This window comes from Streptomyces sp. NPDC046261 (assembly GCF_040646235.1).
Taxonomy (GTDB): Bacteria; Actinomycetota; Actinomycetes; order Streptomycetales; family Streptomycetaceae; genus Streptomyces.
The window spans coordinates 46,956-58,408 of the sequence record NZ_JBEYZU010000029.1; the positions used below are offsets into that span (position 1 = coordinate 46,956).

Consider the following 11,453-nt stretch of genomic DNA (forward strand, 5'->3'; position numbering starts at 1 on the left):
CGGGAAATGCCCCTGGTGCCGAAGACGGGAGGATCCGGGCAGATGACGGTCAGGAACATACGCATCGCCATGAACGGCGTCACCGGCCGCATGGGCCACCGCCAGCACCTCGTGCGGTCCGTCCTCGCCCTGCGCGAACAGGGCGGCATCGATGCCGGGGACGGCACGACACTGTGGCCCGACCCGGTCCTCGTCGGGCGCGACGGGCGCAAGCTGGCGGCGCTCGCGGCACGCCACGGGATCGGGCCTTGGTCCACCGACCTCGACGCCGTCCTCGCCGACCCGGCCGTCGAGGTCTACTTCGACGCCCAGGTCACCGCCGCCCGCGAAGGCGCCGTGCGCAAGGCCATTGCGGCGGGCAAGCACGTCTACTGCGAGAAGCCCACCGCCGCGGGCCACGCGGGCGCCCTCGCCCTGGCCCGCCTCGCCGACCGGGCCGGGGTGCGGCACGGGGTCGTCCAGGACAAGCTCTTCCTGCCCGGGCTGCGCAAGCTCAAGCGGCTCGCCGACGGCGGCTTCTTCGGCAGGGTGCTGTCCGTGCGCGGCGAGTTCGGCTACTGGGTCTTCGAGGGCGACTGGCAGCCGGCGCAGCGGCCCTCGTGGAACTACCGGTCCCAGCACGGCGGCGGCATCGCCGCCGACATGTTCCCCCACTGGGAGTACGTCCTGCGCGAGCTGGCCGGACCCGTACGGGCCGTCCAGGCGCGGCTGGTCACCCACATTCCCCGCCGCTGGGACGAACGGGGCGCCGCCTACGAGGCGACCGCCGACGACGCCGCCTACGCGGTCTTCGAGCTGGAGGGCGGAGCCGTCGCACAGTTCAACTCCTCCTGGGCGGTGCGGGTGCACCGCGACGAGCTGCTGGAGCTGCAGATCGACGGCACCGAGGGCTCGGCCGTCGCGGGCCTGCGCCACTGCCGTATCCAGCACCGCGCCGCCACCCCCAGGCCCGTATGGGACCCCGACCGGCCCGCCGGCCAGGACTTCCGCGCCCAGTGGCAGGAGGTGCCGGACAACGGCGACGCCGGGGACGCCGGGGACGACGGACCGTACGCCAACGCCTTCAAGGCGCAGTGGGAGCTGTTCCTGCGCCATGTGGCCCTCGGCGACCCCTGGCGCTTCGACCTGCACGCGGGCGCCCGCGGGGTCCAGCTGGCGGAGCTGGCCCGGCGGTCCTCCGCCGAGGGACGCCGGGTGGCCGTGCCGGAGTCCGCGCCGTGATCCGGCTGCCGGACGCCACCGGGGCGCTGCGCCCGTACGAGCCCCGGCCCGCCGTGCCCGTGCCACCGGGGCCGCCCCCTTCGAGCCGCACGCTCTACGCGGCCGCCCACGTCGTCGTGGACCCCTTCGGCGACACCACGCCCTACGGCCGGGCCACCCTGGACTGGGACGCCACGCTGGCCTTCCGCCGGCACCTGTGGGCACACGGCCTCGGGGTGGCCGAGGCGATGGACACCGCCCAGCGCGGCATGGGCCTGGACTGGCCGGCCGCCGCCGAGCTCGTGCGGCGCTCCGCGGCCGAGGCGAGGGCCGTGGGCGGCCTCCTGGTGTGCGGGGCGGGCACGGACCAGCTGGCGCCGCCCTACGGGCCCCTGGAGGCGGTCGTGGCGGCCTACGAGGAGCAGCTGGCCGTGGTGGAGGCGGCCGGTGCCCGGGCCGTCCTCATGGCTTCCCGTGCCCTGGCCGCCGTCGCCACGGGACCGGACCACTACGAGGAGGTTTACGGGCGGCTGGTGCGCCAAACGGCCGAACCCGTGATCCTCCACTGGCTCGGCCCCATGTTCGACCCCGCGCTGGAGGGCTACTGGGGCAGCACCGACCTGGAGGAGGCCACCGCGACCCTCCTGCGGATCGTGACCGCCCACCCGGAGAAGGTCGAGGGGGTGAAGGTGTCCCTGCTGGACGCCGGGCACGAGCGCGAGCTCAGGCGCCGGCTGCCCGCGGGCGTGCGCTGCTACACCGGCGACGACCTCCACTACCCCGCTCTCCTCGCCGGCGACGGGCAGGCGCACAGCCACGCCCTGCTCGGGGCTCTCGACCCGCTGGGTCCGCTCGCCGCCCACGCCGTGCGCCTGCTCGACGCCGGGGACCGCTCCGGCTGCCGGGCCGCCCTCGACGCGGCCGTCCCTCTGGCCCGGCACCTCTTCGAGCCGCCGACCCGCTGCTACAAGACGGGCATCGTCCTGCTCGCCTGGCTGGCCGGTCACCAGAGGCACTTCGCGATGGCCGGCGGCCTGCACGCCGCGCGCCCGCTGCCGCACCTGGCCCGGGCCTACGAACTGGCCGACGGCCTCGGCCTGTTCCCGGACCCGGCGGCGGCCGAGGCCAAGATGGCCGCTCTGCTGGCCGTCCACGGGGTCGAGCGGTGACCGGGGCGCCGGAGCGGCTGAGCCTGAACCAGCAGACGGTGCGCCAGTGGTCACTGCCCGAGCTGGTGGCGGGCTGCGCGGCCGCCGGGGTGCGGTCCGTCGGGCTGTGGCGGGAGCCCGTTCGGCAGTACGGGACGCGGGCCGCCGCCCGGCTCGTACGCGGCGCCGGACTGGCCGTCAGCAGCCTGTGCCGCGGCGGCTTCCTGACGGCGGCCGAGCCGGCCGCCCGGGCCGCCGCCCTCGCCGACAACCGGGCCGCGATCGAGGAGGCGGCCGTCCTGGGCACGGACACGCTCGTGCTGGTCTCCGGCGGCCTGCCACCCGGCAGCCGCGACCTGGCCGGCGCCCGCGAGCGGGTGGCCGACGCCCTCGCCGAACTGGCCCCCCGCGCGGCCGGACACGGGGTGCGGCTGGCGATCGAGCCGCTGCACCCGATGTTCGCCTCCGACCGCTGCGTGGTCTCCACCCTCCGCCAGGCCCTCGACCTCGCCGAACGCTTCCCCGCCGACCACGTGGGCGTCGTCGTGGACACCTACCACCTGTGGTGGGACGACACGGTCGCCGGCCAGCTCGAACGGGCGGGGCGCGGCGGGCGTATCGCGGCCTTCCAGCTCGCCGACTGGGTCACTCCGCTGCCCGAGGGGGTCCTGCTGGGGCGGGGGCAGCTGGGGGACGGGTGCGTGGACCTGCGGTGGTTCAGCCGGCGCCTGGACGCGGCGGGTTATACGGGCCCGGCCGAGGTGGAGATCTTCCAGCCGGGGCTGTGGCGGCGGCCGGGCGCGGAGGTGCTGGCCGAGGTGATCGACCGCTATCGCGCCCATGTGCAGTGAGCTGGGGGTTTCCCACCCAACGTAACGGAATGATAACGCCTCGGAATCGCTGCAACCCTTCAGGGCTCAGGTGGGTCGTTATGGTCATCAGGCTTCCCGGGGAGGGATCCGGGGGGATTCGGGGAAGCCGGTTCCGGGGGGAACGCGAGGGGCTCGGTCGTCGGACCGGGCCCCTCGAATCATGGTGAACCGGTCCGGTCGGATTGTTTCCGGCCGTGGCCGTGGCCGGGGCCGGGCCGGGGCCCGGCCGGGAGCCGGCCCAGGAAGCGGAACCACGGCTGCCCACAGGCCCGAACGCTCTGTCGGACCCCGGCGGTACCGTCGGGGCATGGTGCAACTGGCAGTGGTCGAAGGGGTCCTCGAGCGGATCACCTACGCCAACGAGGAGAGCGGCTACACCGTCGCCCGCGTCGACACCGGCCGCGGCGGCGGCGACCTCCTCACGGTGGTCGGCTCGCTGCTGGGCGCGCAGCCGGGCGAGTCGCTGCGGCTGGAGGGCCGCTGGGGCTCCCACCCCCAGTACGGGCGGCAGTTCACGGTGGAGAACTACACCACGGTGCTGCCCGCCACCATCCAGGGCATCCGCCGCTACCTGGGCTCCGGCCTGATCAAGGGCATCGGACCGCGCATCGCCGACCGCATCGTCAGCCACTTCGGCACCGACACGCTCGACGTCATCGAGACCGAGCCCGGGCGCCTGATCGAGGTGCCCGGCCTGGGCCCCAAGCGCACCAAGTCCATCGGCGCCGCCTGGGAGGAGCAGAAGGCCATCAAGGAGGTCATGGTCTTCCTCCAGGGCGTCGGCGTCTCCACCTCCATCGCCGTGCGCATCTACAAGAAGTACGGCGACGCCTCGATCTCCGTCGTCCGCAACCAGCCCTACCGGCTGGCCGCCGACGTCTGGGGCATCGGCTTCCTGACCGCCGACCGCATCGCCCAGTCCGTCGGCATCCCGCACGACAGCCCCGAGCGGGTCAAGGCCGGACTGCAGTACGCCCTGTCCCAGTCCGCCGACCAGGGGCACTGCTTCCTGCCCGAGGAGCGGCTGATCGCCGACGCGGTCAAGCTCCTCCAGGTCGACACGGGCCTGGTCATCGACTGCCTCGCCGAACTCGCCGCCGAGGAGGAGGGCGTGGTCCGCGAGAGCGTCCCCGGGCCGGAGGGCGGGGAGCCGGTCACCGCCGTCTACCTCGTCCCCTTCCACCGCGCCGAGCTCTCCCTGGCGGCCCAGCTGACGCGGCTGCTGCGCACGCAGGACGACCGCCTGGCCGCCTTCGGCGACGTCGACTGGGACAAGGCCCTGCTCTGGCTCGCCGGCCGCACGGGCGCGGAGCTCGCGCCCGAGCAGCAGGAGGCGGTCCGCCTCGCGCTCACCAGCCGCGTCGCGGTCCTCACCGGCGGCCCCGGCTGCGGCAAGTCCTTCACTGTGCGGTCCGTGGTCGAGCTGGCCCGGGCCAAGAAGGCCAAGGTCGTGCTGGCCGCCCCCACCGGCCGGGCCGCCAAGCGGCTGTCCGAGCTCACCGGCGCCGACGCCTCCACCGTGCACCGGCTGCTGGAGCTCAAGCCCGGCGGCGACGCGGCGTACGACCGGGACCGGCCGCTGGACGCCGACCTGGTCGTCGTCGACGAAGCCTCCATGCTCGATCTGCTGCTGGCCAACAAGCTGGTCAAGGCCGTCCCGCCGGGGGCCCACCTGCTGCTCGTGGGAGACGTGGACCAGCTGCCGTCGGTGGGGGCCGGCGAGGTGCTGCGCGACCTCCTCGCCCCGCAGAGCCCCGTCCCCGCCGTCCGGCTCACCCGCATCTTCCGGCAGGCACAGCAGTCCGGCGTGGTGACCAATGCACACCGCATCAACTCCGGGGCGCAGCCCATCACTCAGGGGATGACGGATTTCTATCTCTTCGCCGAGGAGGACACCGAGGAGGCCGGCCGGCTCACCGTGGACGTGGCCGCCAGACGCGTCCCCGCGAAGTTCGGGCTCGATCCGCGCCGGGACGTGCAGGTCCTGGCCCCCATGCACCGTGGCCCGGCCGGCGCGGGCACCCTCAACGGCCTCCTGCAGCAGGCCATTACCCCCGCACGGCCCGACCTGCCCGAGCGGCGCTTCGGCGGCCGGGTCTTCCGGGTCGGCGACAAGGTCACCCAGGTCCGCAACAACTACGAGAAGGGGCAGAACGGCGTCTTCAACGGCACGGTGGGCGTGGTCACGGCCCTGGACGTCGTCGAGCAGCGGCTGACCGTGCGCACCGACGAGGACGAGGAGGTCGGCTACGACTTCGACGAACTGGACGAGCTCGCCCACGCCTACGCCGTGACCATCCACCGCTCCCAGGGCAGCGAATACCCGGCGGTGGTGATCCCCGTCACGACCGGCGCCTGGATGATGCTGCAGCGCAATCTGCTCTATACAGCCGTTACCCGGGCAAAAAAACTCGTGGTGCTGGTCGGCTCGCGGCGCGCGCTGGCCCAGGCGGTGCGTACGGTCTCGGCAGGCAGGCGCTTCACCGCCCTGGATCACCGGCTCGCGGGGGGCGGGGGAGGTGGCGTTCGTCTCTGAACGGTTTACCAATCCGGGCGAACGGGGCAGGATGGGCAGGCTGGACGGCACTCAGTGCCGTCTTTAGGCCCTATGGCCGACCCCGAGTGCACGTACATCGTCCAAATGGGGGAAGGTAGGGGTAGTCAGGGCACCTCGAAGAAGAGGCACAACGTCGGTGAGGGATGACGTGAGCGACAACTCTGTAGTACTGCGGTACGGGGACGGCGAATACACCTACCCGGTGGTCGACAGCACCGTCGGCGACAAGGGCTTCGATATCGGCAAGCTCCGCGCCCAGACCGGTCTGGTGACCCTGGACTCCGGCTACGGCAACACCGCCGCCTACAAATCCGCGATCACCTACCTCGACGGCGAGCAGGGCATCCTGCGCTACCGCGGCTACCCGATCGAGCAGCTCGCCGAGCGCAGCTCGTTTCTCGAGACGGCGTTCCTGCTGATCAACGGTGAGCTGCCGACCGTCGACGAGCTGGCGACCTTCAAGGGCGAGATCACCCAGCACACGCTGCTGCACGAGGACGTCAAGCGGTTCTACGACGGCTTCCCCCGGGACGCCCACCCGATGGCCATGCTGTCGTCCGTGGTCAGCGCGCTGTCGACCTTCTACCAGGACAGCCACAACCCGTTCGACGAGAAGCAGCGCCACCTGTCCACGATCCGGCTGCTCGCCAAGCTGCCGACGATCGCGGCCTACGCGTACAAGAAGTCGATCGGCCACCCGGTCGTCTACCCGCGCAACGACCTCGGCTACGTCGAGAACTTCCTGCGTATGACCTTCTCGGTGCCCGCCGCGGAGTACGAGCTGGACCCGGTCGTCGTCAGCGCCCTCGACAAGCTGCTGATCCTGCACGCCGACCACGAGCAGAACTGCTCCACCTCCACCGTGCGCCTGGTCGGCTCCTCGCAGGCGAACATGTTCGCCTCGGTCTCCGCCGGCATCAGTGCCCTGTGGGGCCCGCTGCACGGTGGCGCCAACCAGTCGGTGCTGGAGATGCTCGAGGACATCCAGGCCAACGGTGGCGACGTCGACTCCTTCATCCGCAAGGTGAAGAACAAGGAGGACGGCGTCCGCCTGATGGGCTTCGGGCACCGCGTCTACAAGAGCTTCGACCCCCGGGCGAAGATCATCAAGGCGGCGGCGCACGATGTCCTCTCGGCGCTCGGCAAGTCCGACGAGCTGCTGGACATCGCGCTGAAGCTGGAGGAGCACGCGCTCTCCGACGACTACTTCGTCTCGCGCAACCTCTACCCCAACGTGGACTTCTACACCGGTCTGATCTACCGGGCGATGGGCTTCCCCACCGAGATGTTCACCGTGCTCTTCGCGCTCGGCCGGCTCCCCGGCTGGATCGCCCAGTGGCACGAGATGATCAAGGAGCCCGGCTCCCGCATCGGCCGTCCGCGCCAGATCTACACGGGCGTCGTCGAGCGCGACTTCGTCCCCGTCGAGCAGCGCTGACCCTCGTCTGCATGAAGGCGCCCCGCACCACACCGGTGCGGGGCGCCTTCGCGTGTTCTCGCGTGGGCGGCGGGAGTCGTCCGAGGACGTCGGCCGCCGCGGCCGCCCACCATGCGTGTACGCGGTCATATATGTACACAGCAAGTGAAAAGCGCCCCGACTCCGATCCCCCCACGGGTCGGAGCGAGGCGCTTTCCTGCCCCGGCACGGATTCCCCCCACGGGATCCGGCCGGGAGCGGACGGACGCGATCTGCCGGGACGCGTACGTACGGGAGGGCCGCTCAAAGCTCCCCGGGTACGTGCCCCGGCCACGCGTGGCCGGTCCGTCCCCCAAGACGATCCAGCACTGCCTGGTTAGACCAATGTCCCCCCGCGATGGTTACCTCCCAATCGCTGTGATCTAGGTCTCCCGGAGCAAGCGGGCGTAAAAGGGCAAGACCCTACTTGTAGGGATTACGTGAAAGTCGTGTCCGCTCATCCCTGGCCGACGAGCTCGTATCCGGCCTCGTCCACCGCGGCGCGGACGGTCTCCTCGTCCAGCGGGGTGTCGGACGTCACGGTCACCTCGCCCGTGGCGGCCACGGCCGCGACCGAGGTGACGCCGTCGATCGCGGAGATCTCACTGGTGACCGCGGACTCGCAGTGGCCGCAGGTCATGCCGGTCACCTTGTAGACGGTGGTGGTCATGGGCGTACTCCTCGGAAAGTGTCGTGCCGTGCCTTCTGGTGCGGACAGCACTTTACCCCCCGGGGGTATTCCCCGGAGGGTAAAGGTCAGGGATTTAAGGTTTCTGCGGGGTCAGGAGCGGCCCCGGCCCCGGCCGTTGCGGCCGGGACGCTGCGTCACCCAGGTCCGGATGGTGTCGGCGAACCAGTACGGCCTGCCGTCCTCGGTGAGGTCGGGGGCCGGCAGCAGTCCGTGCTTGCGGTACGAGCGCACGGTATCGGCCTGGACGCCGATGTGTGCCGCGATGTCCTTGTAGGACCAGAGTCGACGGTCGGTCATCTCTCGCGCCTCTCCGCTGCGCCGCAGCCACGGAGGGGGGTCCGTTGGGGGAGCTGCGGCGCGGCCGTTCTTGATCGCTAGCCTGTCCCCGGACAACGACGGAGAGTGACCATGGCGGAGGGCTGTCGGGCTTCTGTGACGGAAAGCTCGCGCGGGCGTGACGACCGTGACGGGAAGGTGACTCGGTAACAGGCGTGCGCGCCTCAGCCGACGCTGTGCGCCACCCGCACGGGCCGGTTCTCCCGACGCGAGAGCTCACAGGCTTCCGCGACGAGCAGCGCCCGCAGCCCCTCCTGCCCGGGGCAGGGGTTCTGGCTCTTCCCCCGCGCCGCCTCGACGAACGCGGCCAGCTCCGCGCGGTAGGCGTCCGCGAACCGCTCCAGGAAGCCCGGCCAGGGCCGCTCGGGCCCCGCGGGGCCGCCCGGCTCCGCCGACGTCATGGGCGTCCGCGCGCCGAGCCCGGCCACCCACTGGTCGCGCTCGCCCGACAGCTCCATCCGCACGTCGTACCCGGCGCCGTTGTAACGGGTGGCGGTCGCCGTCACCAGCGTGCCGTCGTCCAGGGTGAGCAGGGCGGTGGCGGTGTCCACGTCGCCCGCCTCCCGGAAGAAGGCCGCGCCGCCGTTCGAGCCCCGCGCGTACACCTCCACCACCTCACGGCCCGTCACCCAGCGCACGGCGTCGACGTCGTGGACGAGGCAGTCGCGGAACAGCCCGCCGGACAGCGGTACGAACTCCGCCGGCGGCGGCACGGCGTCGGAGTTGACGCACCGGATGGTGTGCACCCGCCCCAGCGCCCCCGACCGCAGCGCCTCGCGGGCCGCCCGGAACCCGGCGTCGAAGCGGCGCTGGAAGCCGATCTGCAGCAGGGTGCCCGCCGCCTCCACCTCGCGCAGCGCGGCGGCCGTGCCCGCCGGGTCCAGGGCCAGGGGCTTCTCACAGAAGGCGGGCAGCCCGGCCCGGGCCGCCCGGGTGATCAGCTCCGGATGGGAGGCGGTCGCGGTGGCGATGACCACGGCGTCGCTCGCCGCCAGGACCTCCCGCGCCGACCCGACGGTGCGGGCCCCGGCGACGCGCCCCGCCAGCGCCCGCGCCCTGGCGGGCTCGGCGTCGGCGATCACCAGCTCGCCGACGCCCTCCGTCGTGGCGAGCGCTTCCGCGTGGAACGATCCGATGCGGCCCGCCCCCAGCAGGCCGACGCGCAGGCGGTCACTGGTCATGGTTTCCCGTCCGTTCCGTCGTCGTCGGTCCGTCAGTTCGCCGCCGCGCTCACGCCCGGGCCGGGCCCGGCGCGTACAGGGCCGGGCGTTCGGCCAGCGCGACCGTCGTGCGCTCGCCGCTCGCCTGGGCCCGTACGCCCGCCTCGCAGACGGCGGCGGCCGCGTAGCCGTCCCAGGCGCTCGGGCCGGTGGTCTCGCCGCGCCGGGTGGCGTCGACCCAGGCCTGCACCTGACGGTCGTAGGCGTCCCGGAAGCGCACCACGTAGTCCTGGGCGATCTCGCCGCCCCACCGCCCGGCGGCGTTCACGTACAGCCCGTGGGCGTCGCCGGCCCGCGCGGTGCCGTGCTCGCCGACCGCCTCGCAGCGCACCTGGTAGCCGAAGCCGCAGTTGACGAAGATCTCGACGTCGACGATCGCTCCGCCGGAGGTCTCGAGGAGGACGAGCTGCGGGTCGCTCAGCGCCTCCGGCGCGGCGCCCGAGGGGGCCGGCCGCAGGACGGTGACGGCGGTGATCTCCTGCTCCAGCAGCCAGCGCGTGACGTCGATCTCGTGCACCACCGAGTCGTTGATCATCATCTGGCTGGTGAAGCCCGGCGGCGTGGAGGCGTTGCGGTGCGTGCAGTGCAGCATCAGCGGCCGGCCGAGCCCGCCCGCGTCCAGCAGCGCCTTCAGCTGCGCGAACTCCGCGTCGTAGCGGCGCATGAAGCCCACCTGTACCCGCCGGTGGCCCAGTCGCTCCTCCGCCCGGACCACCCGCAGGGCGGACGCGGCGTCCGGGGTGAGCGGTTTCTCGCACAGGACGGGCAGGTCGTGCGCGAACGCCTCGAGCAGCGCCGCCTCGTGGGCCGGGCCGGGGGAGGCGACGAGCACGGCGTCGACATCGGCGCAGGCCATGGCGGCGGCCGGGTCGGTGTAGGCGGCGCAGCCGTCGACGAGGGCGGCCACCGACTTCGCGCGGTCGCCGTCGATGTCGACGACGGCGCTCACCCGCGCCCCGCTGATGACCTGGTCGATGCGCCGGACGTGGTCCGAGCCCATGCTGCCGGTGCCGATCACGGCCACGCCGAGTGTTCCGTCTCGCGTCATTGCTGGTCCTCGGGGAAGTGTCGTCGCTAGGCGCCGCAGGAGCGCAGGAAGGCGCGGGTGCGCCGGGCGATGGGCAGCGGCCGGTCGGGCGGGCAGGGGTACATGTCCTGCTCGACGATGGCGAACAGGTCCACGCCGAGCCCCTGCGCCGCGGCCAGGACGGGCTCCAGCGCCGGGACGCCGCGCGGCGGTTCGCACATCACGCCCTGCCGCACGGCCGGGCCGAAGGGGGTGCCCTGTTCGAGCACGTCGGCCAGGACCGCGGGGTCCACCTGCTTGAGGTGGAGGTAGTCGATCCGCTCGCCGTAGGTCTTGATGAGCTTGACGCTGTCGCCGCCGCAGTAGGCGTAGTGCCCGGTGTCCAGGCAGAGGTTGACCAGGCCCGGGTCGGTGGCGTCCAGGAGGCGCTCGACGTGCGCCTCGGTGTCGATGTGGGTGTCGGCGTGCGGGTGGACGGCGATGGAGAGCCCGTAGCGGCTCATGACCTCGCGCGCCAGGCGTTCCATGCCGGTGTTGAGGTGGCGCCACTGTTCGGCGGTGAGCTCGGGGCTCTCGATGATGTCGGCCGTCTTGTCGTCGCGCCAGAAGGCGGGGATGACCACGAGGTGGTGGGCGCCCATCGCCCGCGTCAGCTCGGCCACCCTGGCCACCTGCGCCCACGTCTCGTCCCAGACCGCGGGGCCGCGGTGCAGGGCGGTGAAGACCGTACCGGCGGAGACCTTGAGCCCGCGGCGGCCGGTCTCGTCGCGCAGCCGGGCCGCGTCGGTGGGCAGATAGCCGTACGGGCCCAGCTCGATCCACTCGTAGCCCGCCTCGGACACCTCGTCCAGGAAGCGTTCCCAGGGGATCTGCGCCGGGTCGTCGGCGAACCAGACGCCCCACGAATCCGGTGCGGAGCCGACGCGGATCCGGTTCAGGGCGGGGG

The 11,453-nt window shown here is 72.6% G+C and carries 10 protein-coding genes; 5 read left to right on the forward strand and 5 right to left on the reverse strand.

The window, feature by feature from the left end:
- The first annotated feature begins 42 nt into the window (after positions 1 to 42).
- The 5 genes from ABZ956_RS29355 to ABZ956_RS29375 all read left to right on the forward strand — a co-directional run bounded on the left by ABZ956_RS29355 (position 43) and on the right by ABZ956_RS29375 (position 7,215).
- Positions 43 to 1,221, forward strand: a complete 1,179-nt coding sequence (locus ABZ956_RS29355) for a Gfo/Idh/MocA family oxidoreductase (protein ID WP_361900107.1) — start codon at positions 43 to 45, stop codon at positions 1,219 to 1,221.
- Positions 1,218 to 2,369: a dihydrodipicolinate synthase family protein gene (locus ABZ956_RS29360; protein WP_361900110.1), complete on the forward strand. Its 1,152-nt coding sequence runs from the start codon at positions 1,218 to 1,220 to the stop codon at positions 2,367 to 2,369. The genes ABZ956_RS29355 and ABZ956_RS29360 overlap by 4 nt, the downstream gene beginning before the upstream one ends.
- The gene (locus ABZ956_RS29365; RefSeq protein WP_361900113.1) at positions 2,366 to 3,199 is read left to right on the forward strand and encodes a sugar phosphate isomerase/epimerase family protein; all 834 of its coding nucleotides are present in this window, start codon (positions 2,366 to 2,368) and stop codon (positions 3,197 to 3,199) included. Before ABZ956_RS29360 ends, ABZ956_RS29365 begins: the two co-directional genes overlap by 4 nt.
- 328 nt (positions 3,200 to 3,527) lie before the next feature.
- On the forward strand, positions 3,528 to 5,756 hold the full coding sequence (locus ABZ956_RS29370) for an ATP-dependent RecD-like DNA helicase (protein ID WP_361900116.1): 2,229 nt from the start codon (positions 3,528 to 3,530) through the stop codon (positions 5,754 to 5,756).
- 169 nt (positions 5,757 to 5,925) lie between these two features.
- Positions 5,926 to 7,215 (forward strand): citrate synthase, encoded by a 1,290-nt coding sequence (locus ABZ956_RS29375; RefSeq protein WP_361900119.1) that lies wholly within the window; start codon positions 5,926 to 5,928, stop codon positions 7,213 to 7,215.
- A gap of 475 nt (positions 7,216 to 7,690) precedes the next feature.
- On the opposite strand, the gene ABZ956_RS29380 is transcribed toward ABZ956_RS29375, so the two are convergent.
- The 5 genes from ABZ956_RS29380 to ABZ956_RS29400 form a co-directional block, all read right to left on the reverse strand.
- A complete protein-coding gene (locus ABZ956_RS29380) occupies positions 7,691 to 7,903 on the reverse strand; it encodes a heavy-metal-associated domain-containing protein (RefSeq protein ID WP_361900123.1) in 213 nt (70 codons plus the stop codon).
- Between the two features lie 111 nt (positions 7,904 to 8,014).
- The gene (locus ABZ956_RS29385; protein WP_361900127.1) at positions 8,015 to 8,221 is read right to left on the reverse strand and encodes a MerR family transcriptional regulator; all 207 of its coding nucleotides are present in this window, start codon (positions 8,219 to 8,221) and stop codon (positions 8,015 to 8,017) included.
- 203 nt (positions 8,222 to 8,424) lie between these two features.
- Positions 8,425 to 9,426, reverse strand: a complete 1,002-nt coding sequence (locus tag ABZ956_RS29390; protein WP_361900142.1) for a Gfo/Idh/MocA family oxidoreductase — start codon at positions 9,424 to 9,426, stop codon at positions 8,425 to 8,427.
- A gap of 64 nt (positions 9,427 to 9,490) precedes the next feature.
- Positions 9,491 to 10,528 carry a Gfo/Idh/MocA family oxidoreductase gene (locus tag ABZ956_RS29395; protein WP_361900130.1) on the reverse strand — a complete coding sequence of 346 codons (1,038 nt, stop codon included), beginning with the start codon at positions 10,526 to 10,528 and terminating at the stop codon, positions 9,491 to 9,493.
- A gap of 26 nt (positions 10,529 to 10,554) precedes the next feature.
- The gene (locus tag ABZ956_RS29400; protein WP_361900145.1) at positions 10,555 to 11,445 is read right to left on the reverse strand and encodes a sugar phosphate isomerase/epimerase; all 891 of its coding nucleotides are present in this window, start codon (positions 11,443 to 11,445) and stop codon (positions 10,555 to 10,557) included.
- Positions 11,446 to 11,453: the final 8 nt, after the last annotated feature.

What these genes read in the sequence shown, in the direction of transcription:
- ABZ956_RS29355 (WP_361900107.1), top strand. Translation starts at nt 43, where the DNA reads ATGACGGTCAGGAACATACGCATCGCCATGAACGGCGTCACCGGCCGC.
- ABZ956_RS29370 (WP_361900116.1), top strand. Translation starts at nt 3,528, where the DNA reads ATGGTGCAACTGGCAGTGGTCGAAGGGGTCCTCGAGCGGATCACCTAC.
- ABZ956_RS29380 (WP_361900123.1), bottom strand. Translation starts at nt 7,903, where the DNA reads ATGACCACCACCGTCTACAAGGTGACCGGCATGACCTGCGGCCACTGC.
- ABZ956_RS29385 (WP_361900127.1), bottom strand. Translation starts at nt 8,221, where the DNA reads ATGACCGACCGTCGACTCTGGTCCTACAAGGACATCGCGGCACACATC.
- ABZ956_RS29395 (WP_361900130.1), bottom strand. Translation starts at nt 10,528, where the DNA reads ATGACGCGAGACGGAACACTCGGCGTGGCCGTGATCGGCACCGGCAGC.